This window comes from Microtetraspora glauca (assembly GCF_040656155.1).
Lineage (GTDB): Bacteria > Actinomycetota > Actinomycetes > Streptosporangiales > Streptosporangiaceae > Microtetraspora > Microtetraspora glauca.
In genome coordinates, this window is record NZ_JBFALK010000002.1 from 570,474 (window position 1) to 596,161 (window position 25,688).

21 protein-coding genes are annotated in these 25,688 nt (G+C 68.2%); 15 read left to right on the forward strand and 6 right to left on the reverse strand.

Going from position 1 to position 25,688, the window contains the following annotated elements; translation table 11 throughout:
- Positions 1-30: 30 nt before the first annotated feature.
- The 7 genes from rffA (at position 31) to AB0I59_RS05805 (ending at position 8,116) form a co-directional block, all read left to right on the forward strand.
- Complete coding sequence (rffA, locus tag AB0I59_RS05775) at positions 31-1,179, forward strand: dTDP-4-amino-4,6-dideoxygalactose transaminase (protein WP_358130433.1); 1,149 nt, start codon at positions 31-33, stop codon at positions 1,177-1,179.
- The gene (locus AB0I59_RS05780; RefSeq protein WP_358130436.1) at positions 1,179-1,940 is read left to right on the forward strand and encodes a GNAT family N-acetyltransferase; all 762 of its coding nucleotides are present in this window, start codon (positions 1,179-1,181) and stop codon (positions 1,938-1,940) included. The genes rffA and AB0I59_RS05780 overlap by 1 nt, the downstream gene beginning before the upstream one ends.
- A 152-nt stretch (positions 1,941-2,092) precedes the next feature.
- A complete protein-coding gene (locus AB0I59_RS05785; protein ID WP_358130439.1) occupies positions 2,093-4,453 on the forward strand; it encodes a hypothetical protein in 2,361 nt (786 codons plus the stop codon).
- A gap of 220 nt (positions 4,454-4,673) precedes the next feature.
- Positions 4,674-5,774, forward strand: a complete 1,101-nt coding sequence (locus AB0I59_RS05790; RefSeq protein ID WP_358130442.1) for a DegT/DnrJ/EryC1/StrS family aminotransferase — start codon at positions 4,674-4,676, stop codon at positions 5,772-5,774.
- A 4-nt stretch (positions 5,775-5,778) separates the two neighbouring features.
- Positions 5,779-6,765, forward strand: coding sequence for a glycosyltransferase (locus AB0I59_RS05795; RefSeq protein ID WP_358130445.1), 987 nt, complete (start codon positions 5,779-5,781; stop codon positions 6,763-6,765).
- On the forward strand, positions 6,762-7,712 hold the full coding sequence (locus AB0I59_RS05800; RefSeq protein ID WP_061255464.1) for a WxcM-like domain-containing protein: 951 nt from the start codon (positions 6,762-6,764) through the stop codon (positions 7,710-7,712). Before AB0I59_RS05795 ends, AB0I59_RS05800 begins: the two co-directional genes overlap by 4 nt.
- Positions 7,709-8,116 (forward strand): GtrA family protein, encoded by a 408-nt coding sequence (locus AB0I59_RS05805; RefSeq protein ID WP_358130449.1) that lies wholly within the window; start codon positions 7,709-7,711, stop codon positions 8,114-8,116. Before AB0I59_RS05800 ends, AB0I59_RS05805 begins: the two co-directional genes overlap by 4 nt.
- 39 nt (positions 8,117-8,155) lie before the next feature.
- Here AB0I59_RS05805 and AB0I59_RS05810 read toward each other — a convergent pair whose 3' ends face one another.
- A complete protein-coding gene (locus AB0I59_RS05810) occupies positions 8,156-9,157 on the reverse strand; it encodes a glycosyltransferase family 2 protein (protein ID WP_358130452.1) in 1,002 nt (333 codons plus the stop codon).
- A 78-nt stretch (positions 9,158-9,235) separates the two neighbouring features.
- Here AB0I59_RS05810 and AB0I59_RS05815 point away from each other — a divergent pair, with 78 nt between their 5' ends.
- The 4 genes from AB0I59_RS05815 to AB0I59_RS05830 all read left to right on the forward strand — a co-directional run bounded on the left by AB0I59_RS05815 (position 9,236) and on the right by AB0I59_RS05830 (position 12,840).
- Positions 9,236-9,679: a GtrA family protein gene (locus AB0I59_RS05815; RefSeq protein ID WP_082776842.1), complete on the forward strand. Its 444-nt coding sequence runs from the start codon at positions 9,236-9,238 to the stop codon at positions 9,677-9,679.
- 176 nt (positions 9,680-9,855) lie between these two features.
- On the forward strand, positions 9,856-10,923 hold the full coding sequence (locus AB0I59_RS05820; protein WP_358130454.1) for a glucose-1-phosphate thymidylyltransferase: 1,068 nt from the start codon (positions 9,856-9,858) through the stop codon (positions 10,921-10,923).
- Positions 10,920-11,897, forward strand: coding sequence for a dTDP-glucose 4,6-dehydratase (gene rfbB, locus AB0I59_RS05825; RefSeq protein ID WP_061255469.1), 978 nt, complete (start codon positions 10,920-10,922; stop codon positions 11,895-11,897). Before AB0I59_RS05820 ends, rfbB begins: the two co-directional genes overlap by 4 nt.
- A gap of 178 nt (positions 11,898-12,075) precedes the next feature.
- On the forward strand, positions 12,076-12,840 hold the full coding sequence (locus AB0I59_RS05830) for a methionyl-tRNA formyltransferase (protein ID WP_358130457.1): 765 nt from the start codon (positions 12,076-12,078) through the stop codon (positions 12,838-12,840).
- A gap of 564 nt (positions 12,841-13,404) precedes the next feature.
- On the opposite strand, the gene AB0I59_RS05835 is transcribed toward AB0I59_RS05830, so the two are convergent.
- Entirely contained in the window at positions 13,405-14,109 is a 705-nt protein-coding gene (locus tag AB0I59_RS05835) for a WbqC family protein (protein WP_358130460.1), read from the reverse strand.
- A 679-nt stretch (positions 14,110-14,788) separates the two neighbouring features.
- On the opposite strand from AB0I59_RS05835, the gene AB0I59_RS05840 reads away from it, so the two are divergent.
- Both AB0I59_RS05840 and AB0I59_RS05845 read left to right on the forward strand, forming a co-directional pair.
- The gene (locus AB0I59_RS05840) at positions 14,789-16,048 is read left to right on the forward strand and encodes a nucleotide sugar dehydrogenase (protein WP_082776843.1); all 1,260 of its coding nucleotides are present in this window, start codon (positions 14,789-14,791) and stop codon (positions 16,046-16,048) included.
- A 71-nt stretch (positions 16,049-16,119) separates the two neighbouring features.
- On the forward strand, positions 16,120-18,444 hold the full coding sequence (locus AB0I59_RS05845) for a hypothetical protein (RefSeq protein WP_358130462.1): 2,325 nt from the start codon (positions 16,120-16,122) through the stop codon (positions 18,442-18,444).
- Positions 18,445-18,457: 13 nt separating this feature from the next.
- Here the strand turns inward: AB0I59_RS05845 and AB0I59_RS05850 are convergent, their stop codons facing one another.
- The 4 genes from AB0I59_RS05850 to AB0I59_RS05865 form a co-directional block, all read right to left on the reverse strand.
- Positions 18,458-19,210, reverse strand: coding sequence for an SDR family NAD(P)-dependent oxidoreductase (locus AB0I59_RS05850; protein ID WP_358130465.1), 753 nt, complete (start codon positions 19,208-19,210; stop codon positions 18,458-18,460).
- 107 nt (positions 19,211-19,317) lie between these two features.
- On the reverse strand, positions 19,318-20,028 hold the full coding sequence (locus AB0I59_RS05855) for a PIG-L deacetylase family protein (protein ID WP_061255474.1): 711 nt from the start codon (positions 20,026-20,028) through the stop codon (positions 19,318-19,320).
- A gap of 39 nt (positions 20,029-20,067) precedes the next feature.
- A complete protein-coding gene (locus AB0I59_RS05860) occupies positions 20,068-20,841 on the reverse strand; it encodes a class I SAM-dependent methyltransferase (protein WP_061255475.1) in 774 nt (257 codons plus the stop codon).
- A gap of 295 nt (positions 20,842-21,136) precedes the next feature.
- Positions 21,137-21,514, reverse strand: a complete 378-nt coding sequence (locus AB0I59_RS05865; RefSeq protein WP_063818751.1) for a carboxymuconolactone decarboxylase family protein — start codon at positions 21,512-21,514, stop codon at positions 21,137-21,139.
- Between the two features lie 356 nt (positions 21,515-21,870).
- On the opposite strand from AB0I59_RS05865, the gene AB0I59_RS05870 reads away from it, so the two are divergent.
- Together AB0I59_RS05870 and AB0I59_RS05875 are read left to right on the forward strand one after the other, a co-directional pair.
- Positions 21,871-22,548, forward strand: a complete 678-nt coding sequence (locus AB0I59_RS05870) for a hypothetical protein (RefSeq protein WP_061255476.1) — start codon at positions 21,871-21,873, stop codon at positions 22,546-22,548.
- Positions 22,549-22,561: 13 nt separating this feature from the next.
- Positions 22,562-25,675 carry an AAA family ATPase gene (locus AB0I59_RS05875; RefSeq protein WP_358130468.1) on the forward strand — a complete coding sequence of 1,038 codons (3,114 nt, stop codon included), beginning with the start codon at positions 22,562-22,564 and terminating at the stop codon, positions 25,673-25,675.
- The last annotated feature ends 13 nt before the right edge of the window (positions 25,676-25,688 follow it).

The following is a 25,688-nucleotide window of genomic DNA, read 5'->3' on the forward strand; positions in this document are numbered from 1 at the left end:
CGGCGTAGCCGCCCGTTGTTCACTGCACTCGTGACAACAGCCGACACGATTCCCTTCAACAGACCGCACGTCTCTCGGAACGAGCTGGAGTACCTCGCCGAGGCGGTACGTCGCGGATCCACGTCCGGCGACGGGCCGTTCACAGCGCGGGCCACCCGGCTGTTGACAGAGATCACGAAGTCCCGCGGCGCGTTGCTGACCACGTCGTGCACCCACGCCCTGGAGATGAGCGCGCTCCTGCTCGACCTGCGGCCGGGCGACGAGGTGATCATGCCGTCGTTCACCTTCGTCTCGACCGCCAACGCCTACGTTCTCAGGGGCGCGGTGCCGGTGTTCGTCGACTGCCGTCCGGACACGCTGAACATCGACGAGCGGCTCGTCGAGGGAGCGATCACGGACCGCACGCGAGCGGTCGTCGTCGTCCACTATGCGGGGGTCGCCTGCGACATGGAGACGATCGGCAAGCTCTGCGAGCGGTACGGCCTCGCCCTGATCGAGGACAACGCCCACGGCCTGGGTGGTTCCTACCACAGCAGACCACTCGGCTCCTTCGGCGGGCTGGTGGCGCAGAGCTTCCACTCGACGAAGAACGTGCAGTGCGGTGAGGGCGGGGCCCTGCTGATGAACGACCCGAGGCTCGCCGCGCGCGCGGAGATCATCAGGGAGAAGGGCACCGACAGGAGCAGGTTCTTCCGGGGACAGGTGGACAAGTACCGCTGGGTCGACGTCGGCTCGAGCTACCTGCCCTCCGACATCCTCGCCGCGATGCTCACCGCGCAGTTCGAGTCCTTCGACAGGATCCAGTCGCTGCGACACGCCGTCTGGGCCAGGTACCACGAGGAACTGGCCGGCTGGGCGGAGGCGAACGAGGTCCGCCTCCCGATCGTCCCCGACGGTTGCGAGCATCCGGCGCACCTCTACTACCTGCTGCTCCCCGACCTTCCGAACCGGCAGGCGTTCATCGCCCACCTCGCCGAGCATGGCGTGCAGGCGACCTTCCATTACCAGGCCCTGCACTCCGCCCCGGCGGGCGCCCGGCATGGGCGGGCGGCGCCCGGCGGATGCCCGGTCACCGAGGAGGTGGCCGACCGTCTGGTACGGCTGCCGCTGTTCGCCGACCTGGACGAGGACGACGTGACCCGCGTGATCGACGCCGTACGCTCCTTCACGGTGAGCTGATGGGCTGGCATGAGGTGATGGAGGCGGAGGCCGTGCGCACCGCGGCGTCGCCTTTCGAGTCCGCCAGGTTCGGCCGCTCCGTCGAGCGCCTCACCGTCTCCGCCGAGTCGGCCGCTGAGCTCTCCGACGTGCGCGCGGTGGTCCTGGCCTCGGACGCCGACATCATCATCCTGCGCTACCCGGCCGAGCGCGTCGGCTGGTTCGCAGGGCTCACCACGCTGGGCCGCACCGCCATCCCCGCCGACTCGCTCACGTACTGGCGGTTGCGTGTAGGGGAGGGGAGGGCGCCCGATCCCGAACCCGGGATATGGCCGGGGGGCGCACCCGCCACCGCCGACGTGCGGGCGCTGGTGCGCGGCATCTTCGGCGCGTACGGCAACCACTACCTGGCCAACCCGTTGTTCGACGCGGGAGCCGCGCTCGACGGCTATGAGGAGTGGGCGCTGAGGTCGGCGGCGCAGGGGGACTGCGTAGTCGTGTCGGGCCAGGCGGGCGTGCTGGCGCTCGCCACGCTGGAGGAGGACACGGTGCGCACCGAGATCCTGCTCGCCGGTGTGGTGCCCGCGGCCCAGGGACGCGGTGTCTACGGGCACCTGCTCCGGGCGGTCGAGGACCGCGCGGCTTCACGTGGGGCGGCCGAGGTGGTCATCTCCACCCAGGGACACAACACACGGGTGCAGCGGGCGTGGGGGAGGTACGGCTTCGAGCCGGTGCAGACGGTGCTGACGGTCCACCTGATCCGGAACCGGCTCCTCGTGTGAAATGCCCCGGCCGGTCGGGCTTCGGGCGTATCTGATGTCCGAGATCCACATTCCTGGCCGGTCGTCACCCGTCATAAAAGGACCGGCAAGGACACTGCCTTCCGCGAGTGTCCGAGAAGCCGCCGACGCACGGTGTGGCCAGGCTTTCGCACATGGGTGAAGCTCCGTCCCTCCTGAGTCCCGCACCGGAAGCGGGCAGCGGAGAGGCCTACGCGAACAGGCTGCCCGCCCACGTGCGGAAGGCGGCGAGGTGGCTACCGGCGCTGTCCATGACCGTTCTGGTCGTGGGAGTCGTGCTCCACTTCGGGGTCAGTGTCAAGGATGTCGCCGTTTTCGCGGTGTACGTCGGCCTCCTGATCGCGTTGCCGGGTGTGCTCGTGCTCCGAGCCGTGTACAGCGGCTCCCGCACGCTCGCGGAGGAGATCGCCCTCGGCGTGGCCGTGGGCTACACGATTGAGACATTCGCCTACATCGGTGCGCGGGCTGCGGGGATGCCACGGCTCGTGGTGATCTGGCCGATCACCACGTATGTCCTCTTCCTCGCGGTCCCTCGGCTGCGCCGCCATTGGAACAGCCGGCGGAGCCGCACCACGGCTCCGCTCTGGTACTCCTGGTCGCTCGCCCTCGCCTTCGCCTATCTGGTGGTCTGGGGGGCCGCCTCCTATCTCAGAAAGACGGCGTTGACCTGGCCGGAGCTCGGGTCTTCCGAAGCCGACGTCTTCTACCATCTGGCCCTGATCGGCGAGCTGAAGCACCACATGCCGCCCACCGTCCCGATGGTCGCCGGCGAGCCGCTGCTTTATCACTGGTTCGTTTACGCCCACTTCGCCGCGACGAGCTGGGTCACCGGGTTGGAACCGCTGGTGCTGCTGGCTCGCCTGGCGGTACTCCCCATGCTGGCGGCCCTCGTCGTCCTGATCGGGATGACGGCCAGGCGCGTTCTCGGCCTCTGGGGAGGCGCGTCGCTCGCCGTCGCCGGGGCGATGCTCGCCGCGATCCCCAGTCTGTACATCGGGAGCAACCCGTCGTTCACCCGGAAAGGCATCCCCGATCTCGCGTGGACGAGCCCGACGCAGGCCTTCGGCGCGCTTCTGTTCGCCGCCGCCGTGCTCGTGCTGATCGACATCCGTCGTCATCGAGGGAACGCCGCCGCCCGCGAGTGGCCTTTGCTGGGCGTCCTGCTCCTCGGAGTCATGGGTGCGAAGGCGAGCTATCTGCCGATGCTCATCGTCGGCCTCCTGGGCATCGCGTTGGTGGAGATCGTGAGGTGGCGCCGACTGTCCCGGCCCACGATCACGATGCTGACGCTCGCCACAGGGTGCTTTCTCTATGCGCAATCTGTCTTGTTCGGAAACGCCCGGCAGGCCGTGGTCGTCGCTCCGCTCTACTCCATCCGGACAGCCTGGGAGGAGATCACGCGATCGGGCGTCTCCACGGGGCCGTCGCCCGGTTTGTTCGTGGCCCTGGCCATGGTGTGGGTGCCGATCTGGCTTCTTTCCTGGTCGGGGGTGCTGGGCCTGCTGACGCGGCCGCACTCGCTCCTTCGTGCCCCGGTGACCCTCATGCTGGGCATCGGCGCGGTAGGTCTCGGTGCGGCGCTGCTGTTCGGCCAGTCCGGTGGAAGTCAGTTCTTCTTCCTCTGCGGTGCCACTCCCTATCTGGCGATCATGGCTGTCTACGGAATCATCGCCGTCGCCCGGCGCGCGGAGCTCGCCCGCCGCGCGATGATCGCCGCGTTCTGTGCCGGGCTGGCCGCCGCCTATGCGATTCCCGCCCTCTGCGGAGTCCGGGTGCCGCTCGCCTCATGGCAGCCGGATGACCTGCTGGTCCGGCCCTATGCCGTGCTGCTGGTCGTCATGGCGCTGGTGGCGGCCGCACTGATCGTGGTGTGGGGACGCCTTCGCGCGACGGCCATGACGGTCATCATCTTCTCGACCGTCGGCCTGCTCGCCCACGGTCACGCGTACGTCCTCGCCTCCCCGCACCTGCTCGGCGGGATCGGCTCCGGCGGATCGAATCCGGCCGTGCCGCCCCTGACCATCCCGCAGGGAGCCCTGGACGCCGGGCGCTGGCTGCGCGCGCACTCGAATCCCGACGATCTCGTCGCCACGAACGAGCATTGTCTCCCCGAAGAGGGGGCTCGCTGCGACAGCCGTCACTTCTGGGTGTCCGCGCTGTCCGAACGGCGCATGCTGGTCGAGGGGTGGGCGTTCACGTCGACCAACCAGGACCGATGGCGGCCGGGAGAGAACGTGGTGAACCTCCCGTTCTGGGATGGCTCGCGAATCAAAGCGAACGATGCGGCCTTTTCCAGACCTTCCGCGGCATCGATGCGGCTCCTGGCCGAACGCTACGGAGTGCGCTGGCTCGTCGTCGACGAGCGGCTGACGGGGCCGGGATCTCGGATCGGCGAATTCGCCACTCCCAGGTTCCGTTCCGGCGACTATGCCGTTTACCAGGTGCCGAACGGCTCCCGCGTTCCGGCAGGCGTTCCTGGTGGTCGCCGAGGGTGAGCGCGCATGCGTGCGGCAGGGCGGGCCGATCGCGGCGCAAGGGTTTCGTAATGACTCGATAAGAGGCGACGGCGCGTCCCCTGCCGCCTCACCTGCCGTGTTTCACTGCGGCATCGAAGACGTTCGGCGATGTCCGGGCCGCCCGTCGGGCGCGAGGGGAGCAGCGTGGTGATCGGCGTTCACCTGACGCCAGCAAGTCGTGAAGACAGGGAGAGCGGATGTGGCTGACCGGATCGCGGTGAACGACCTCCGCCGGCATGCGATCACGACGGAAGCGACCGTGCGTACTTCCGCCGAGCGCGTGCTGAGCAGCGGGTGGTACGTCCTGGGCAAGGAGGTCGAGGCCTTCGAGCGGGAGTTCGCCGAGTACTGCGGCGTGGGCCACTGCGTCGGCGTCGCCAGCGGAACGGACGCCATCGAACTCGGGCTCCGTGCCCTCGGCGTCGGCCGGGGAAGCCGTGTGGCCACGGTCGCGAACGCCGGCTTCTACACGACGACGGCCCTGATGGCGCTCGGCGCGGAACCCGTCTTCGTCGACGTGGAGCGTGAGACGAAGCTGATGGATCTCGCCCACCTCAAGCAGATCCTCGGGGAGACCACCCTTGACGCGGTCGTGGTCACCCATCTCTTCGGGCTCCTGCACGACATGGAGCCGGTCCTGGATCTCACGGACCGGGCCGGCGTTCCCGTGTTCGAGGACTGCGCGCAGGCCCACGGCGCCCGCCGTGGCGGTCGGGCCGCCGGCTCTTTCGGAGCCGCGGCGAGCTTCAGTTTCTATCCGACGAAGAACCTGGGCGCGCTCGGTGACGGCGGTGCCGTGGTGACCGGCAGCGCGGACGTCGCCCAGTCGGTCAGACGTCTGCGCCAGTACGGGTGGGGGTCGAGGTATCGCGCGGAGATCAAGGGCGGGCGTAACAGCCGTCTGGACGAGATGCAGGCCGCGATTCTGCGGGCCAAGCTGCCTCTTCTCGACGGCTGGAACCGGCGGCGCCGCGACATCGCCACGCGGTACTCCCGGGAGATCGGCAACCCGCGAGTGGACCGCCCTCCCGTCCACGGTGAGGAATACGTCGGCCATCTCTACGTCGTCGTGAGCGACGACAGGGAAGCCCTCCGCGCGCATCTCGCCGAGGCGTCGATTCTGACGGACGTGCACTATCCGCTCCCGGACCACCGCCAACCGGTGTTGGCCGCCCACGGCGGCCGGACCGGACTCCCGGTGACCGACGACCTGTCGGCGGCGATCCTGACTCTGCCGTGCTATCCCGAACTCTCCGACGAGGAGGTCACGCGAGTGATCTCTCGCGTCAACAGTTGGTGACGCCATGTTCTCAGTGATCGTCCCCGTCTACCGGAACGCCGAATTCGTGCCGCAGCTGATCGCGGAGTTCAGCGCCATCAACGCGATAGTCGCGGAACGCTACGCCATGCCGATGGAGTTCGTCTTCGTGGTGGACGCGAGCCCGGACGACAGCTTCGACCTGCTCAAGGAGGCCCTGCCGCGGGCGCCGTTCCAGTCGCAGCTGCTGCTGCACGCGCGTAACTTCGGCTCGTTCGCGGCCGTCCGCACGGGTCTTCGCGCGGCCAGGGGCGACTACTTCGCCACGATCGCCGCGGACCTCCAGGAGCCGCCTGACCTGCTGCTGCGATTCCTCGACCGCCTGGTGCACGGTGATGCCGACATCGCGGTCGGAGTGCGGCAGGGGCGTGAGGATCCGGGGGTGTCGCGGCTGTCGGCCAACATCTTCTGGGGCTTCTACCGGCGTTTCGTCGTGCGCGACATCCCGCCCGGTGGGGTCGACGTCTTCGGGTGCAACCGGCGGATCAGGGACGAACTCCTACGGCTGGAGGAGGCGAACAGCTCCCTCGTCGGCCTCGTCTTCTGGCTCGGCTTCCGGCGTTGCGAGATACCGTACGAGCGGCGCGCGCGAGCGTACGGCAAGAGCGCCTGGACGGTACGCAAGAAGATCAACTATCTGCTGGACAGCGTTTTCGCCTTCACGGACCTGCCGATCCGGATCCTCACGATCCTGGGGGCACTCGGATTCGTCGTGGCGGGATGTCTCGCCGTCCTGGTCATCGTCATGCGGCTGACCGGTCAGATTCCGCTGGCGGGCTACACGGCCACGATCCTTGTCATCACCTTCTTCGGAGCGCTGAACACTATGGGGCTCGGTTTCATCGGGTCGTACGCGTGGCGGAGCTACGAGAACACGAAGAAGCGGCCACTGGCCCTGGTGAGTACCGCTCGCTCCTTCGACGGCGCTCCGGAACCCATCTCCGATCTCCTCCACACCGGCGGGCGTGTATGAAACAGACCTTCGTCCACCCGCAGGCCCTCTGCGAGAGCACGGACATCGGAGCGGGCACCCGCGTCTGGGCGTTCGCGCACGTGCTCCCGGGGGCGCGGATAGGGGCCGAGTGCAACATCTGCGACGGTGTCTTCGTCGAGAACGACGTGGTGCTGGGAGATCGCGTGACCGTCAAGTGCGGTGTCCAGATCTGGGACGGCATCACGATCGAGGACGACGTCTTCATCGGCCCCAACGCGACCTTCACGAACGACGTTTTCCCGCGCAGCAAGGTCTACCCGGAGAAGCCGGCCCGCACGGTGGTCCGCTCCGGCGCCTCCATCGGCGCGAACAGCACGATCCTGCCAGGTGTGGAGATCGGCACGGGCGCGATGGTGGGGGCGGCCGCGGTCGTGACGCGTTCGGTTCCCCCCAATGCGATCGTGGTCGGCAATCCGGCCCGCATCAAGGGCTACGTCGCGGGCGGGGAACATCTCGGCACGCCTTTCGCGGGCGGCGGCACCAGGCGGACGGGGAAGGTGGGGCTCGGAGTCGGGGCCGCCAGCCTGCACGAGTTGCACGTCACGAAGGACCTGCGTGGCGAACTCTCCGTCGGGGAGTTCGAACGTGAGCTGCCATTCGTGCCCAAGCGCTATTTCCTGGTCTTCAACGTGCCGAGCATGGAAGTACGGGGCGAGCACGCCCACAGAAGCTGTGAGCAGTTCCTGATCTGTGTGCGCGGGTCGTGCGGGGTCCTGCTGGACGACGGTCGCAACCGTCGTGAGGTCACGCTGGACCGCCCCAGCCGCGGCGTCTACATGCCGGCCATGATCTGGGGCACGCAATACCGGTACTCGCCCGACGCCCTGCTCCTCGTGTTCGCCTCCGACTACTACGACCCGGACGACTACATCCGCTCGTACGAGGAGTTCCGGCGGATCGTGTCCAGGCAGCCGGCGCGCGCATGAGGGGTTCGTCGTTCGTCCGGTTTCTCGTGGCCGGAGCCGCCAACAGTGGCATAACGTACGGGCTGTTCGTGATCCTGTCGTGGTGGATGCCGCCGTCGGTCGCCTATTCGCTGGTCTTCCTCTTCGGCATCGCTCTCTCCTACGTCCTCAACGCCGTTTTCGTGTTCCGCACCAGGGCGTCGATCCGTACCGCCGTCCGGTTTCCGGGCGTCTATCTGGTCCAGTACCTCACCGGTCTGGCCCTCCTGACGCTGTTGGTCCGCTTGGGGGTCGCCGGCTGGGCGGCGATGCCGCTGACGATGTGCGTCACCGTCCCGCTCACGTTCGTGCTGAGCCGGCGCGTCCTCCGGGGCGCGGCCCGGCGGGTCGAATCCGCGCCGGCGCCCGACCGCCTTTCCGTCTAGTGCCGGAGGGGCACTGGGTACGACCGCGCCGCGCCCCTTTCACCGGTCACCCGGTCCGGAGCCGACTCCCACGGGAGCGTCGAGGTCGTCGGACAGCCGCCCGGCGGTGCGGTCGCCCGCAGTCTCGGCCCGCTCGCGTACGAGATAGGTCGGGCGGCCCATCCCGCCACCGTGGATGCGGCCGACGTACTCGCCGAGCACCCCGATGGATATGAGCTGCGCCGCCGAGAAGAGCGCGACCATCGAGGCGATCGTCGTGAACCCCGCCACCGTGGTGTCTCCCATGACGAACCTCCACAGCACGACCGCGCCGAGCAGTAGGCCGATGATCCCCGCGAGGAACCCCAGGTAGCTGGCCGCCTTCAGGGGAGCGGCGCTGTAGCCGACCAGCATGGTGACGGCGTGTCGCACGAGCAGGCGGGGTGTGTAGTTGGATCGGCCGTGGTCGCGCTCGCTCATGCGCACCCGCACCGAGTCGACGCGGGTAGTGGCCCACGAGAGCGCGACGTCGATGGACGCGTGCGGACCGGACAACCCGTCGAAGCCGTCGCGAAGGCGGGTGCGGAAGGCACGGAACGCGCTGATCGCCCGCGCGGTGCGGATGCCGAGCGCGGCGGCCATCCCCGCCTTCATCGAGCGGGACGCGAGGCTGCGCAGGTATCCGTGCTCCTCCTCGTGCGGCACGCCGTACACCAGGTCGAGGCGCTCGCCCTCGAGCGCGGCGAGCAGGAGGGGGATCTGCTCCGGCAGGTGCTGGAGGTCGTCGTCCATCGTGACGACGACGTCGAACCTGGCCTCCCTGATGCCCGCGACCAGGGCGTTGTGCTGGCCGTAGTTGCGGGAGAGGTGGAGGGCCCGCACGCCCTCGACCCGGCGTGCCAGGTCGGAGGCGACGGTCCAGGTGTCGTCCGGGCTTCCGTCCACGACGAGGATCACCTCGTGACGGGGGGACACGTCGCGCAGCACCGGCATGAGCCTGGCGACCAGCGGCGGAAGGGTCCGCGCTGAGCGATAACACGGAATTACCACCGACACCGACATTGATCCCCCGATTCATTCTCGCCGACGATTACACTCCCCCTGATCGGCCGTCGACAGCAGATCCGGAGTAGCCCCAATATGCTCGAACTCAAAAGCCGTAGTGCCCGGGAGAACCCGATGGTGCGACGGGCCCTGATCCCGGCTTTCCTCGGCCAGCGCATCACATACCTGCTGGCCGGTGCCATGACGGCCGGGGTGTATTACGCTCTTCTTTGCCTAGGATTGCTGGTCGCCAAGAATGCGGTGCCCTACCTTTTCCTCGTCGTGGTCAGCCACTTCATCACCGTGGTGCTCGTCTATCCGGCGTATAGGCTGGTGGTCTTCAAGGTCTCCGGCGTGGGATGGCTGTCCGGTTACCTGCGCTTCTACGCCGTCGGGCTGAGCTTCCTCGGCCTGTCCGTCATCGGCCTGCCCATTCTGGTGGAGTTTGCCGGGATTCCCATCATGGTGGCGCAGGGCCTGATAATCCTGATGAGTCCGCCGCTGAGTTACGCGATACACCGAGCATGGACCTTCCGGTAGTGGGAGGGCGTCGGCAACGTCTAGCCCTGGCAACATGTGCAACACCGTTCGGCAAAAGCGGCCTGCGGTGCGACGTTCTCGATTCGAGCCCCCGGTAATTTCGACCGGTCAGATGGTCGCTGCGGCCATGCGTTCTTCAATGAGGGATCCAAAAGCATGGAAGGACTCGAAGAGCGGTGAAGGCACTCGTTCTGGCGGGCGGCAAGGGGACCAGACTGCGCCCGCTGACCCACACGTCGGCGAAACAGCTGGTTCCTGTCGCGAACAAGCCGGTGCTCTTTTACGGGCTCGAGGCGATCCGTGAGGCGGGGATCACCAGCGTCGGCGTCATCGTCGGCGACACGGCGCACGAGATCCGCGAGGCCGTCGGCGACGGTTCGGCTTTCGGGCTCGACATCACCTACATCGAGCAGGAGGCCCCGCTCGGCCTCGCGCACTGTGTCCTGATCGCCAGGGAGTTCCTCGCCGACGACCCCTTCGTGATGTACCTCGGGGACAACTTCCTGATCGACGGCATCACCGGCCTGGTCGACGCCTTCGACGCGGCCGACTGCGACGCCCGCATCCTGCTCACCCGGGTCGCGGAGCCGCAGTTCTACGGCGTCGCGGAGCTCGGGCCGGACGGGGAGATCGTCGCGCTCGAAGAGAAGCCGGTGAACCCGCGCAGCGATCTCGCGATCGTCGGGGTCTACACGTTCTCACCCGCCATCCACGAGGCCGTACGCGCGATCGGGCCGTCCGCCCGGGGCGAGCTGGAGATCACCGACGCCATCAAGTGGCTCATCGACGCCGGCCATCGGGTCCAGTCACATCTCGTCACCGGCTATTGGAAGGACACCGGCCGACTGGAGGACATGCTGGAGTGCAACCGGATCGTGCTGGAGGCGATCGAGCACGACTGCAGGGGCACGGTGGACGGGCTCTCCGAGATAACCGGGCGGGTCGTCATCGGCCCCGGCGCCGTCGTGGAGAATTCCGTGATCCGTGGGCCCGCGGTCATCGGCGCCGATACCAAGATCGATCGCTCGTACATCGGCCCCTACACGTCCATCGGAGACGGCTGCACGGTGGAGGAGGCCGAGGTGGAGTACAGCATCGTCCTGGGCGAGTCGGCCATCAGAGGCGTCGGCGGGCTCAGCCGCTCCCTCATCGGCCGTAATGTCGAGGTCACGAAGGCGGCCGGAGTGCCGAACGCCTGTCAGCTCATGGTGGGAGACCACAGCAAGGTTCAGGTGCGCGCATGAGGATCCTGGTCTCGGGGGGCGCCGGGTTCATCGGCTCCAACTATGTCCGGTCGCTGCTCACCGGGGCGTACGCCGGCTACGAGGACGCCCATGTGACGGTGCTCGACAAGCTCACCTACGCGGGCAACATGGCGAACCTGCGGCCGGTCGAGGGGGCCGCCCGGCTCACCTTCGTCCACGGCGACATCACCGACGCCGCCCTTCTCGCCGAGTTGGTGCCCGGCCACGACATCGTCGTCAACTTCGCCGCCGAGACGCATGTGGACCGCTCGATCACCGGCGCGGGCGACTTCGTGGTCACCAATGTGCAGGGCACGCAGTGTCTGCTCCAGGCCGCACTCGACCACGACGTGCGCACGGTCGTCCAGGTCTCGACCGACGAGGTGTACGGGTCGATCGAGGAGGGCTCGTGGACCGAATGCGAGCCGCTGCTGCCGAACTCGCCCTACTCCGCCGCCAAGGCGGGCGCCGACCTGCTCTGCCGTGCCTACCATCGGACGCACGGCCTCGACGTCCGCGTCACCAGATGTTCCAACAACTACGGCCCCTACCAGTACCCCGAGAAGGTCATCCCGCTCTTCGTCACCAACCTCATCGACGGCCGACCCGTCCCGATGTACGGCGACGGCCGCAACGTGCGCGAGTGGTTGCATGTCGACGACCACTGCCGGGGCATCCAGACCGTGGTCGACAAGGGCGGCGCGGGAGAGGTCTACAACATCGGCGGCGGGGTCGAGCTGACCAACCTGGAGCTGACCCGCCGGCTGCTCGATGCCTTCGGCGTCGGCTGGGAGATGGTCGAGCACGTGCCGGATCGGCTCGGCCATGACCTGCGCTACTCCGTCGACTCCGGCAAGATCCGTTCGATCGGCTACGAGCCTCTGGTCGACTTCGACGAGGGGCTCGCCGAGGTCGTGCGGTGGTATCGCGACCACGAGGACTGGTGGCGCGGGCTCAGGGCCACGACCTCCTGATCGTCAGGGCGGTTGTGGTCGTCCGCCATGCGGATGCCGGCACAGCGGTAGAACCGATCACGGAATTCACGCGCGCGCCCTGGGGCCCTATCGCTGCGGGCCACTGGGCGCAGTGCGTTGACGGCTCGGAGCGCTCAGCTCTCGCACAATTACCAAGCTAATTTCCAGGGAACAAAACATGCGGATCGTCCTATTCTGTAATGACCGGACTGGTCTTGAGATCGCGACGTGGCTTCATGGCAGGCCGGACGCGGAGGTCGCCGCGGTCGTCCTCAACGCTCCCGGTCAGCAGCGTCGGGCAGGCGAGATCAGGAGCCTGTTCCCCGACCTGGAGCGAGCGGGCCTCGTCCTCACCGGGGACATGCTCAGGAACGGAGAGGCGGCGCGCCGCATCGCAGCGCTCGGCGCGGAGTTGGGGATCTCCCTGTATTTCGCGCACATATTCACGTCGGAGCTCATCAACGCGTTTCCGCGTGGGATCGTCAACCTCCATCCCTCCTTGCTCCCATACAACCGGGGGCGGCGGACGGCGATCTGGTCGATCATCGACGGCACACCGGCCGGTGCGACGTTGCACATGGTCGACGAGGGAGTCGACACGGGTCCGGTGCTCGCGCAGGAAGAGGTTCCGGTCCACCCGCACGACACGGGCGGTTCGCTCTACCGAAAGGTCGAGGACGCCGCCGTCGAACTGTTCCGGCGCTCGTGGCCGCTGCTGTGCGCGAACGCGCTCACACCGAAGGAACAGGACCACGACAAGGCCACCGCACACACGACCAGCGAGTTCGAGGCACTCGGGTACCTTGACCCGGACCAGATCATGACGGTCGGGCGAATGGTGGACATCATGCGGGGCCGGTGCTTCAACCGGGACAACTGCGTGCGACTCCGCACGCTCGACGGCACCGTGATCCGCCTCTTTCTGGAGCTGATCCCGGAGTGACCGTCGGACGCGTGTGATGGTCGGCGAGAAATGACTGACGCGGAGACTCGGGAGCAACGCGCTCGGACGGTGAACGCCCGCCGCGCCGCGTTGCCACTGCTCGTCGGGATCTTCGGGCTCCTGCTGGGCGCGGCCGTTCTATGGCGTTTCGCCGCGGTTTCGCGGCAGGGGAGACCACGGCCGCGGGATTCGCCACCATCGCCTCGATGGTGGCGCTCCTTTCCGCCGCCCAACTCATCGCCTTCGGGGGTTCTGGGGGAGTACATCGGCCGCATCCACAGCTTGGGTGCTGTTCCCATCACCGGTCTCGTCGATGACGAGTACCGCGTTCAGGTCACCACCTGATCGACTGCCCAGGTGGCGACCCGGTCGCGTACGGCGTTGTCATTTCAGCGGGCCAGGAACGAGAAGTGATACAGCACGTGTGGGCCGCGGTGGCCGATCGCCTCGCCGAGGGTCCGGCGGTTGGCCGTCTCCTCGTCTCGATCTACAACTGGCATATAAAGATCATGAAAGCCCGGTCGGGTGGGCACCTGCGGTAGCGCGGGCTGTAGTGACGACGTTTCACGGCACCCTCGTCGAAGTGGCGATCTTCAGATACCTCTTGGCGTTCGGCCCGGTGTTGAAGATGAGATCGAGAACGCTCACGTGATGGTCGAAGGGCGGGTGGAGTTGCGGATACTCGGGATAGCCCGAGTAGTCGAACCATTGAGTCTCGATTCCCGCATTCTGGAAAATGGTTTCGTCGAGGTAGGCTCGAGCGGCCGGGCCGGTGATGTATCGGGTCGCTCCCGACTTCCGGCACAGGTCGACGAGACGCTCGGTTTTGGATCCCGTCGCACCGTAGTCGGTGGACTGACGCAGGTTGGCCTGAATGCCGAGGATCGAACAGAGCCCTTCGAGGAAGTGTCTGTTTATTTCGGACATCCTGCTTCCTTCGCATTCTCGGTACATTTTTTCCAGAGCCGTGGCGTACTCGTCGAAGTAGGGGCTCCTCCGGTAGGCGTGTGTGAGTGATCGCCAATGTTTGACATTCCAGGACCGGCTGGCGACGGTCGCCTCGTTGATCAGCTGGCTCCGGCCTCCGTGTTCGATCGGAATCGAGAGCCATATGGGGCCCGTGGCCGTCTTTATGCGGTTGCGATTACGCCAATCCCTGTTGGTGTATTGCACGTCGTCGAGCAGGATGAACTCGTCGACATGGGCGATGAGATCGAAATATCCCTTCCAGGGTATATAGTTCGATTGCACTATCGCAACTCGCTTCATTCGATTCGCGCTTCCGTATTGTTCGGCGTGGGTTTGTGTCCGGCGCGCACGGCGATTCTGTGGCCCCCTCACTTCGGGCGGGGCTCCTACCGGCGACATGGCCGTGACGGACGTCACCTGTGGGCACATCAGCCGCCTCCGTGGAGGGGTCGACAAGAACCTATGGCGGCGGCGACCGGTTGACCGTTCGAATTTACGGGGAAACCGATCAACGGGCCCGCGCGCCCCGTCGATTTTGCCGATAAGCGTCGGGCTCCTTGCTGGGCGTTTACCGGGATCGGAAGTCGCCTCGGCCACACGATCCGGACTCACGCCGTGGACCGCTCGGCCCGGCTGCTGCTGCCATCGCAGATGGTGGCGGAGGCGCGGTCCTCGCCGACGGGGCGCTTCTTCCGGTTCTGCAACTGTGCGAAGTACGCCTCGATCTCCTCGGCGCTTGTCGCCGGGGAAAAGCCGCAGCGCCTCGACGCCGGGGCAGACCTCCGCGCGTTTCTTCCCTCGCGAAACAGCCCCTTTGTTCGAAAGTCGACTGCGTCTGTCCGCGAGGCGAAGCTGCGACGGCGGTTCGCCCGATGCCGGGCATGGCAGGCGACACGCCGAATCTGCCTTCGGGGGTTCGGGATCTCCCGACTTCTAGAGTCGGGACATCTGATCTGGAAAATGACGGGGGTCCTTGGAAGTGGGAGAGAAGCTGGTCGTGATCGGCCAGGGATACGTCGGCCTGCCGCTCGCGATGCGGGCGGTCGAGGCCGGGTTCGACGTCGTGGGGATCGACCTCGACGAGTGGAGGGTGAAACGCCTCAACGCCGCCGAGAGCTACGTCGAGGACATCGGTGACGACGTGCTGGCCGCCGCCCACCGGTCCGGCCGGTATCACGTCGCAACGGACTACGCGGGCGCCGAGGGGTTCGACGTCTGCGTGATCACGGTGCCGACGCCACTGAGCGAGGGCGCACCCGACCTGCGCCACATCGCCTCGGCCGGCCGGTCGATCGCCCCGTTCGTACGGCATGGCTCCCTGGTGGTGCTGGAGTCGACGACCTATCCGGGGACCACCGAGGAGTACCTTCGTCCGATCCTGGAGGAAGGGTCGGGGCTGCGGGCCCCCGAGGACTTCTGCCTCGGCTACAGCCCGGAGCGGATCGACCCGGGCAACGCGCGCTGGCGGCTGGAGAACACCCCGAAGGTCGTCTCCGGCCTCGACGAGGCGTCCCTCGCCCGGATCCGGGCCTTCTACTGCGCCATCGTGGAGCAGGTCGTCCCGGTGTCGTCGCTCCAGGTGGCCGAGCTGTGCAAGCTCCTGGAGAACACGTTCAGGCACGTCAACATCGCCCTGGTGAACGAGCTGTCGATCTTCGCGCAGCAGCTCGGGATCGATGTCTGGGAGGCCATCGACGCGGCATCGACCAAGCCGTTCGGCTACATGCGCTTCACCCCGGGACCGGGAGTCGGCGGGCACTGCCTCCCGATCGACCCGTCGTACCTGTCCTGGAAGGTCAAGCGCAGCCTGGGGCACAACTTCCGGTTCGTCGAGCTGGCCAACGACGTCAACGACCACATGCCCGAGCACGTCGTCCACCGGCTGACGCTCGCGCTCAACCAGCGGTTCAAGCCGGTCAAGGGCAGCCGCGTGCTGCTGCTCGGCCTCGCGTACAAGAAGAACGCGGGCGACTGCCGGGAGTCTCCCGCGATCGAGGTGGCCCGCGCGTTGACGAAGCTGGGCGCGGAGGTGCGGGCCGCCGATCCGCACATCGATCTCGGCCGGTTGCCGGCCGGGATCGAGCTCGCGGAGGCGTCCTACCACGAGCTGGCCCGGGCGGACGCGGTCGTCGTCCTCACCGACCACGACTGCTTCGACTACGAGCTGGTCCAACGCGCCGGCACCTTCGTCTTCGACACCCGCGACCGCTGCAGGGGCTTCAACGTCGAACGGCTCTGACCCGCCCCCCGCCGGGTGAAGTACTGGCAAAGACGACGGCACGAGGACGCGCCCGCCGCCAGACTCTCCGCATGGTCAGGACCATCGCGGCGGGCCCGTCCATCGGCGGGGGAAGGCGCGCCGGACGGCATCGGAGATCCCGCCTGGCCCGGTGGGCGCCCGCGGCGCTCGCCCTCGTGTTCGCGGCCGCGGTGCTGGGGCTCAACGGTGTGTCGATCCGGGACCTCGCCGTCTTCGGGCTCTATCTCGCGCTGGCCCTCGCGCTCCCCGGCGTCCTGCTGGTCAGGGCGCTGTACGGAGCGGTCAGAGGTGATGGGAAGGACGCCGGCCGCACGGCGGGGGAGGAACTCGCCCTCGGCGTGACGCTGGGATACGCGATCGAGGTGCCCGCGTACATCGCCGCCCGCGCGGCGGGCCATCCGCTGCTCGTCCTGCTCTGGCCGGCGGCCGTCTACGCCGCCTTCCTGGCCGTCCCACGGCTGCGCCGCCACTGGAGGCGCGTGCCGCCGGGGCCCGCCGCGCCGCGGTGGTGGTCCTGGTTCCTCGCGCTGGTCGTCGTCTACCTCACCTGGTGGAGCGCCACGAGCTTCTTCGACGCGAACGCGTTGACCTGGCCCCGGGCCGGCGCCTCCCTCTTCGACATGCCCTACCACCTGGGCCTCGTCGGCGAGCTGAAGCACCACATGCCGCCGGAGGAGCCCACGGTCGCCGGTGAGCCGCTCCTCTACCACTGGTTCGTCTACGCCCACCTCGCGTCGTCGAGCTGGGTCACGGGCATCGAGCCGATGGTGCTGCTCTTCCGCCTGGCCGTCCTGCCGATGTTGGCCGCCTTCGCCGCGCTCATCGGGATGATCGGGCACCGCGTCACCGGATCGCGGGTCGCCGCGGCGCTCGCCGTCGCCGGAACCCTTTTCGTGTCCATGCCGCGCCTGTACGCCAACACCGACGGGCTGCTCCTGTGGAACGGCCTCCAGCCGAGCGGATGGGGCAGCCCGTCGCAGATGTTCGGGGCGCTGCTGTTCGCGGCCGTCGTGCTCGTGCTCGCCGACCTCCTGGAGGGGCGCGGCGGCCGGGGCGCGTGGGTCCTGCTGGCGGTCCTCCTGATCGCCGTCATGGGGGCCAAGGCCACCCATCTGCCGCTGCTCTTCGCCGGGCTGGTCGTGGTCGGCGCGGTGCGGGCGGTCCGGGACCGGCGTCCGCCGTGGGCCGTGCTCGCCACGCTCGGAATGACCGTCGCGTGCCTGGCCTTCGCGCAGGTCGTCCTGTACGGCGGCGGCCGCCAGGGGGTGATCGTCGCCCCGCTGTCCTTCGTGCGCACGACGTGGGTGAAGCTCGCAGGGCTGGGCGACGCGGCGCAGCCGTCACCGGCCTCCCTCGCCGGGATGACCGCGGTCTACCTGATCTGCTGGGCGGTCACCTGGTGCGGGATCGCGGGGTTGCTGCGCCGCCCCCGGCTGCTCCTGGGGCCGCCCGTCGTCCTCATGCTCGGCATGTGCGCGGCGGGCGTCGGCGCCGTGCTCCTGCTGGGCAGCACCTACCTGAACGAGGGGTACTTCCTTCAGGCGATCTATCCGTACCTCGCGATCCTCTCGGCGTACGGGTTCCTGGTCGTGACGAAGGGGGAGCGGCCGTCGCGCTGGGCGGTCGCGGGCGCCGTCGCCTCGGGGCTGGTGGTCGCGCACCTGATCCGCGTGCTGTCCGGCGTCGTCGTCCCGCTGGGGCCGGGCCGTGCCGAGGCCGCGCTCTACCTGCCGTTCGCCGTCGTGTTCGCCGTCGCGATCCTCGCGGCCGCGGCCGCGTTCGCGCTGCGGCGGCGCAGGGTGCGCGCCTGGTCGCTCGCGCTGTCCATGGTCGCGGCCATGGGCGTCCCGGCGTCCTGGCAGGCGCGCGCGCTCGCGCTCGGCGACGACCCCGGAGCCGACCCCGCCGCGGCGCGGGTGGTCCACCCCGACAGGGAGAAGGTGCCGCGCGGCGCGCTCGCCGCCGGGCGGTGGCTGCGCGCCCACTCGCGGCCGGAGGACCTGGTCGCCACCAACGCGCACTGCGTCTGGGGCCGTGAGGACCCCTGCGACAGCCGCCACTTCTGGGTGACCGCGCTGTCCGAGCGGCGCGCGCTGGTCGAGGGATGGGCGTACACGCTGACGAACATGGACCGCTGGCGGCCCGGCCAGTCGGTGCTGCGGCTCCCGTTCTGGGACTCCGAGCGCCTCCGGCTGAACGACGCGGCCTTCCGCCGCCCGTCGGCCGCGGCCTTCCAGTACCTGCGCGACCGCTTCGGGGTCCGCTGGCTCGTCGTCGAAGAGCGCCGGTCACCGCCGATCGGGGACGCCGCGAACCTGCGCTTCCGCTCCGGCGACTACGCGGTGTACCGGATACCGGCCAAGCTGCCGAGGTGACGGGCGGTCCGGGTCAGCGGCGCCCGATGCGGGCGGAGACCTGCCCGACGAGGTTCCGCGGGACGAGCTTGCCGATCGACACGATCGCCTTGTAGCGGGCCGAGGGAACGCTGACCCTCCGGCCGCGGGCGAGGTCGCGCATCGCCTCGGCCACGACCCGGTCGGCCGACAACCACAGGAAGCCCGGGATGCCGGACACGTCCATGGCGGCCCGCCGGTGGAACTCCGTACGGACGAATCCGGGACAGAGGGCCATGACGCGCACGTCGCGGTCGCCGGCCTCGGCGGCGACGGACTCGCTGAAGTTGACCACCCAGGCCTTGGACGCGCTGTAGGTGCCGCGGGTGAAGAACGCCGCCACCGACGCCACGTTGATCACGGCTCCCCGGCCGCGTGCCCGCATCCCTGGCAGCGCGGCCAGCGTGAGCCGCAGCACCGCCTCGCAGTGGACCCGGAGCATGGTCACCTCCTCGTCCACGGGGACGTCGAGGAAAGCGCCGGGATGCCCGAACCCCGCGTTGTTGACCAGCAGGTCGACACCCTGCCTGAGGCGCTCCTCGACCTTCGTCACGCCCTCGTCGAGGGAGAGGTCGGCGGGCAGCACCTCCACCGCCACGCCGTACCGCTTGCGCAGCTCTCCCGCCGAGGCGGACAGACGGGCCGCGTCACGGGCGACCAGCACGAGGGAGAAGCCGTCGGCGGCGAGGCGGCGGGCGAAGGCCGCGCCGATTCCGGCGGTCGCGCCGGTGATGAGTGCGGTGGGCATGACGGCAGACTAGTCCCAACGCCACAGAGCGGCGGCCCCGGCCGGCCCGCGACTCCTGGTGGGAGCGCGGGCCCGCCGGGGCCGCCGGATGTTCGTGACCGTTCGCCTCAGGCGGTGAACCGCAGGCAGGTGAAGGCTTCGGCCAGGGGCTGCCCGCATTGGACGCCGCGTACCGCGGCGAGGCCGCGGAGCGCCTCCTCAGAACGGGTATGGGGATGCGTTCGCCACTGACTCGCGTAACGCCGCAGCCCCTCGATCTTCTGATCGAGGTCGATCGGCTCGATGCCGACGTAGAAGTTGCGCGGCGAGATGCTCTCGCCGCTCCAGCCGTCCGCCACCTCCTCGTACATGAGGACGATGTCGGGTTGATGACGCTCATCCCGTGGCCCTGGCCGCAACGCGGTGATTCCCGCGTGCGCGACGCTCTTGTGGTCCTGGTTGTAACTGGTGATCTCCGGCAGCAGCACCACGGACGGGCGGATCTCGGAGAAGGAGAGCGGACTGTCGCGTTCGAGAAGGTCGATCAGACGCTGCCGCGGCAGATGGTCGAGCCGCAGGTGGTAGTCGCTGCCCCGCAGCGCGATGTGGTGGCCGTCCACACCGAAGTGCTTGACCACCTCCTCGATCTCGCGCTCGCGCTCCGATCCGGTGGACTGTCCCGCCTGCGAGAAATCTCTCGTGTCGCCGACGGTGACGAAGAGCACGAATACCTGTCCGCCCGATCGCTTCACCAGGTTGATGAGGCCACCGCAGCCCAGGAGTTCGTCGTCCGGATGCGGAGCGACCACCAGAAGCCGCTGGTCCGTCCAGTTGATCATGATGTTCCCCGTGTGATCTGTAGTAGAGGGTGGCGCCGCTCAGGCGGACTTCGTGGCCACCACCGCGACCATCTCCTTGGACACCGGCATCGCACCGCTCGGAGGGCAGTACGCCTTGAGGTCGTCGAGCGAGTGGCCTTCGCGCTCGGCGATCTCCTCATAGAGCAGGGTCGAGCAGAAGTAGCGGAGGAACTCGTCCCGGTTCGGAAAGGTCAGCACGGAATTGATGACCTCTGCCCGGACGCTGCCGAACATTCCCAGAGCGAGAGGCAGGAACTCGTTGACGATCCGCTCCGATCGACGCAGTGTCTTCTCGTCCGCTTTCCGCCCGGTCACCTTCTCGTTGAATTCGTAGAGCTCTGCCACATTGTTGGCAGTAGGCCCGATCATGACGAGTTCGCCGTTTTTGTCGAGTACACGATGCAGTTCACGGAGGGTGAATTCCGCGTCCCTGGCGTTGTATACGGCGAAAGTCACCATGCAGAGGTCGAACGCGCCGTCCTCGAAGGGCAGGGCGTCATCCATGGAGCCGACGCGCAGGGAAAGGTTCTCCACGTCAAGGTAGCGAGCCTTGGCCCGGTTGATCAGCGCTTCGTCCCGGTCGGCGCCGGTGACCGTTCCATCGTCGCCGACGTGTCGCAGGTAGAGGTCGATGTGGTTCCCGTCGCCGCACCCGAGGTCGAGAACGTTCACGCGTGGGCGATGGCCGAGGAAATCGTCGATCCAGTCGGTGATATCGAAGTTGCCGAACAGCTTGTGCGCGCGTATACGGCTTGTCAGGCGATCCTGGGTTTCGTGGTAGCTGATATCCATTTCGGTACCCCTCCTTGGATCGATGGTCATGCGTCTTCGCGCACGCCTGTCCGCATTGGATCGCTCCGCTGCTTTTCAGTCAAGGAGGTGGTGCCGAGGTGTGTCGCCGGGTGGTGACGCCCCTGTTCCGGTCGGCGATTGATTCGGTCGACCGCGGAAAAGGCGGACACGGCCGCATCGAGTTATTTCCGAAACACAATGAGGATACGAGCGCGGACTGTTGTGGCACACCGTCCGGAGCCGCGCCGGCCGGCGTCCGGCGCGCGGGTTCGCCGGGCGGGGACCGGTCCAGGCGTCAATCCCCTGCCGACCGCTCGATCAGCTCCTCGACCTGGGAGTTGAGCCGGGCGCCGCGCGGCCAGCCGGCGTAGTGGGTCAGGAACACGACGACCTCGCGGAGCTCCGTGGGGGTCAGCTCCCCGGTGCGCAGCGCGGTGTCGAGCTGGACGCGCAGGGCGTCGTCGAGCCCCTGGCCGACGAGCAGGCCGAGCAGCAGCAACCGCCGCTCCCTGACCGAGAGCACGTCGCGCGACCAGATCTCGGCGAACAGATGCTCCACCGTCATCCCGAAGAACTCGCCGGGCGCGTCGTCGGGATGGTCCCATCCGTTCACGCGCTTCATGATCTCCAGTCCGCGAGCCCAACGGTCAAGGTCGTCCACGCTGTCGCTCATAGAAGTGCTCCAAGTCCGTCGGCTGTGCGTCTGTGGCGAGCCCGGCGAGCGGCACCCCCGCCCCCTCCATCCTTGGCCACTTCGCGCGCTCGCGATAGGTCATTTTTCGTCGCGCTCTCCGATCTGTAGCACTATCTCACGCGATCAGTCATCCCCTGTTACATGATCGAGTTGACGCGTTCATCGTTTAGTGGTGGATAACAGGCAAAGCCAAGATATGGCCAAGATTTGGGCAAGATTTCCCAGATGACCATCGCCGATGTCGAGATGGATACTCGGAAAACGGGCACTACTACCTCGTACACCCGCAAAGCGGAGGTTGGGCCCTGGTGGAAAGATCGCGGGTTAGGTCCGGAATGGTGGCGGTAACGACAGCCTCCGCACTGCTCACAGGGCTGTCAGGCTGCGCCGGCTCCCAGTTCACGTACGTACGTGACGACGACGGAGCGACATACTTCAAAGTCCCTTCGGAATGGCGCAAGGTCGATCAGGCGTCGCTCGACAACAAGGTCTTCGGCGACCTCCAGTCCGAGACCGCGCGGCTCCAGAAACAGCTCACCTGGACGGTCGGGTTCGACGCCCACTCACGGCCGTCCGCCGACCACCTGCTGGTCCCCGGCTCACTGGTCGAGGACCAGCCGTTCGTCATGGCGAAGGTGCAGACCCTCACCCCGTCACAGCGGAACGAGGTGTCGCTCAACGTGCTGCGCAACTCCTCCGGTCTCCCCGTCGCGCTCAGCACCGAGGCACGGCAGCAGCTCGAATCGTCGTCCGCCTCGCCGTTCAAGGACTTCGAGCTGCTGACCGACCAGGTGCTGCCGGTGAAGGACGGTGTCCGCGGAATCCGGGCGATCTTCAACTACCGCCTGCTCGGCGGGCCGGTCCAGACGTTCGACGAGACGGCCTACCTCTCCGCCGACGGCACGCACGTGTCCACGCTGCTGATCCGCTGTACGGCCGCCTGTTACAGGAAGCGGACCAAGGAGATCGACCAAGTCGCGCAGTCCTTCAAGGTCAAGCGACTCACCTCGTGAAGGAGCCCCTCAGATGAACACGGCACACCAGCCCGAGGGGCTGCGCGAACCCGGCTCGGGCCCCGTGGACCGCGACCCGCTGACCAGGAAACGGCTTCCCTTCTGGGACCGGGCCAAGTTCCTGGTCCTGCTCGCGGTGCTGTTCGGCGTCCTGGTGATGAACACCTACGGCAGCTTCCCCGGGATCATCCCGGTGCGGGACGCGGTCACCAAGACGGCTGAGGAGTCCACCTGGATCCTGTGGCTGGCGGGCCTGGAGCTGATCAGGCAACTCCACTTCCTGATCAGCGAGAGGTCCGCCGGATACCACCGGTTCTGGACGAAGAAGGTCTTCGGCGGATGGAACCGCTGGACCCGCCGCAGGTTCAGCGACTGGACCCGCTTCCGGCTGGCCCGGGCGCTGAAGTGGACGATCTGGATCGCCGTCATCGCCGTCGTGCTCGGCAAGCTGGGGGACACCTCGCCCCTGGAGGCACTGATCCAGGCGCCGGCCCAGGCGGTGGGATATCTCCCGACGGTCCTGCAGGTCCTCCTCTACATGCTGCTGGCCGTCGGCCAGTTCGCCGCCATCTTCTGGTTCCTCTCACGCGGCGGCGTGGACGTCTACTTCCCCGACGACATCAAGACGCGCTTCGCCGACGTGTGGGGCCAGGACCATGTGGTCGAGCGGGTCAAGGAGAACATCGTCTTCCTCGAGCGGCCCGACGAGATCGAGGACAAGGGCGGCTACGTCCCGAGCGGCATCCTCCTGTGGGGCCCTCCCGGCACCGGAAAGACCCTCATGGCCGAGGCGGTCGCCGGCTCGACCGGCAAGCCGTACGTCTTCGTGGACCCCGGCGCGTTCATCAACATGTTCTTCGGCGTGGGCGTGCTGAAGGTCAAGTCGTTGTTCAGGAAGCTCCGCAAGCTGGCGCTGCGCTACGGCGGGGTGATCGTCTTCTTCGACGAGGCCGACTCCCTCGGCAACCGGGGCGCGCTGGCCTCCGGCGGGCCGGGCGGATGGGGCCGGGCCGTCCCCGCGCCCTTCCAGCAGGCGGGATGCAACGGCTTCTCCTACCTCGACCAGGAGACCCGATGGCTGCTCGGCCGCAACGCGGTCGGTCACGGGCAGGGTCACGGGCGGGGGCAGGCGGAGGCGGCCGCCCCGGTCTCCAGGACCGGCGCCCTCGTCAGCCGCCTGGTCTACGGCGCCGGCATGGGCGGCGGCGGTGGCGGCATGGGCACGCTGCAGGCGTTGCTCACCGAGATCTCCGGCCTGAAGAAGCCGCGCGGGTTCGTCAACCGGCACGTGCGGCGGCTGCTCGGCATGCGTCCCAAGCCGCCGCCGAAGTACCGCATCCTGATCATGATGGCGACCAACCTGCCCGAGGCGCTGGACGAGGCGCTGCTGCGGCCGGGCCGGATCGACCGCATCTACAAGGTCGGCTATCCGTCGAAGGACGGCCGGATCCGCACCTACAAGGGATACTTCGACAAGGTGCGGCACGAGCTGACCGACGAGCAGGTCGACAAGCTGGCCACGATCACTCCGTACGCCACCGGAGCGACCATCAAGGACCTCGTCAACGAGTCGCTGATCACCGCGATCAGGGACGGCCGGGACGTGATCACCTGGTCCGACGTGATGCGGGCCAAGCGGCTCAAGCAGCTCGGGCCCCCGGAGGACGTCGAGTACATCGAGAGGGAACGGCACGCGGTGGCCGTGCACGAGGCGTGCCACGCCGTCGTGGCCTACCGCACCCGGCACCACCTGGAGATCGACCTCGCGACCATCGAGAAGGGCGCCGACTACCTCGGCATGGTCTCCAGCATCAAGCCGGAGGACCAGTTCACCAGGTGGAAGTCGGAGTACGAGGCCGACATCATGGTCTCCCTCGCCTCGCTGGCGGGCGAGCGGATGTTCTTCGGCGAGGACAACTCCTCCGGCGTCTCCGGCGACCTCCAGTCGGCCACGCTGCTGACCGGGCTGATGGAGGCGCACTGGGGCATGGGCATCGGCGTCGCGTCGCTGCCCGCCCTGCAGGACCTCGGCATCCGTGAGGGCAGGGCCCAGAATCCGCCCGGCCAGGGCGGAGGCATCGGCTTCCTCGGCACGCCCAGGTCGCCGGGGAACGATCTGACGCCCGACATGCTCCCGGAGCGCATCGAGTTCAACCTGAACCAGCTGCTGGAGAAGACCGCCGAACTGCTCAGGGACAACCGCCGCGAGGTGCTGAGCGTCGCGCACGCCCTGGAGCACCACAAGACGCTCAACGGCGACGACGTGGTCGCGGTCATCGAGAAGACCCGCGGGCCGCTCGTGGACGGCACCGTCTACGGCTCCGACGAGTTCTTCGAGGAGATCGAGGCGTACCACACGGCGGCGGCGGACGCGCACCGGAGCCACAGCGCCGTCCCGGTGGAGCTGCCGGCGCCCGGACGGGTGCTGGAGCTCGAACCGTCGGCCGTCGTCGCGGCCGCGCGCCCGGCCTCCGCCGGCCCCGGAACGCCGGGGGCGGGGTCGCCCGGGTCGCCCGGGTCGCTTGGACCGCCTGGGTCGTCCGCAGCGTCCGCGTCTGTGCCGCCCGGTTCGCCGAGCTTCGCGCCTCCACGAGCCGACGACCCGTACGAGCCGCACCCCATGACGACCGGCATGTCTCCCGGCGTGCCGGTGCGGGTCGCGACGAACGGCTGGGGCAACGGCGTCGTCCAGCCGGACCTCGTGCCGCGGAACGGGTCCGTACCCGACGCTCACTCGGAACCGGCGATCCCGCCGCCGGGGGCGCCGCGCGGCAGGTCGCACGGCCTGCTGTGGGCGGCCATCGGCGGGATCATCGCGCTGGTCGTCATCGCCCTGCTCGGCGCGGCGCTCCTGCAGGGCGGCGCCGCCGGGGCCATGGAGGAGGCGGCGAAGGGCGTCTCGCCGGGAACCGCCCTGGTGCTGTTCCTCGCGCTCCTCGGCGTCCTCGGCCTGATCGTGGTCGCCGTCGCGGTGGTACGCGCCCAGCAGGCGGGCCGCAGGCAGGCGGAGGACGCCAGGGACCGGGCGGCCGAGCGGGCGCAGCTCCTCGCGGCGGCCATGGATCCCGAGGTCGCCATGCGGCTGCTCGGATACGACGGCCGCCGCGGTCCCGACGGCACCACGTGACGTCTGGCGGTGT

Coding starts and splice junctions, on each gene's coding strand:
- AB0I59_RS05780 (WP_358130436.1), top strand. CDS start 1,179: ATGGGCTGGCATGAGGTGATGGAGGCGGAGGCCGTGCGCACCGCGGCG.
- AB0I59_RS05785 (WP_358130439.1), top strand. CDS start 2,093: ATGGGTGAAGCTCCGTCCCTCCTGAGTCCCGCACCGGAAGCGGGCAGC.
- AB0I59_RS05795 (WP_358130445.1), top strand. CDS start 5,779: ATGTTCTCAGTGATCGTCCCCGTCTACCGGAACGCCGAATTCGTGCCG.
- AB0I59_RS05800 (WP_061255464.1), top strand. CDS start 6,762: ATGAAACAGACCTTCGTCCACCCGCAGGCCCTCTGCGAGAGCACGGAC.
- AB0I59_RS05805 (WP_358130449.1), top strand. CDS start 7,709: ATGAGGGGTTCGTCGTTCGTCCGGTTTCTCGTGGCCGGAGCCGCCAAC.
- AB0I59_RS05810 (WP_358130452.1), bottom strand. CDS start 9,157: ATGTCGGTGTCGGTGGTAATTCCGTGTTATCGCTCAGCGCGGACCCTT.
- AB0I59_RS05815 (WP_082776842.1), top strand. CDS start 9,236: ATGCTCGAACTCAAAAGCCGTAGTGCCCGGGAGAACCCGATGGTGCGA.
- rfbB (WP_061255469.1), top strand. CDS start 10,920: ATGAGGATCCTGGTCTCGGGGGGCGCCGGGTTCATCGGCTCCAACTAT.
- AB0I59_RS05830 (WP_358130457.1), top strand. CDS start 12,076: ATGCGGATCGTCCTATTCTGTAATGACCGGACTGGTCTTGAGATCGCG.
- AB0I59_RS05835 (WP_358130460.1), bottom strand. CDS start 14,109: ATGAAGCGAGTTGCGATAGTGCAATCGAACTATATACCCTGGAAGGGA.
- AB0I59_RS05845 (WP_358130462.1), top strand. CDS start 16,120: ATGGTCAGGACCATCGCGGCGGGCCCGTCCATCGGCGGGGGAAGGCGC.
- AB0I59_RS05850 (WP_358130465.1), bottom strand. CDS start 19,210: ATGCCCACCGCACTCATCACCGGCGCGACCGCCGGAATCGGCGCGGCC.
- AB0I59_RS05855 (WP_061255474.1), bottom strand. CDS start 20,028: ATGATCAACTGGACGGACCAGCGGCTTCTGGTGGTCGCTCCGCATCCG.
- AB0I59_RS05860 (WP_061255475.1), bottom strand. CDS start 20,841: ATGGATATCAGCTACCACGAAACCCAGGATCGCCTGACAAGCCGTATA.
- AB0I59_RS05865 (WP_063818751.1), bottom strand. CDS start 21,514: ATGAGCGACAGCGTGGACGACCTTGACCGTTGGGCTCGCGGACTGGAG.
- AB0I59_RS05870 (WP_061255476.1), top strand. CDS start 21,871: ATGGTGGCGGTAACGACAGCCTCCGCACTGCTCACAGGGCTGTCAGGC.
- AB0I59_RS05875 (WP_358130468.1), top strand. CDS start 22,562: ATGAACACGGCACACCAGCCCGAGGGGCTGCGCGAACCCGGCTCGGGC.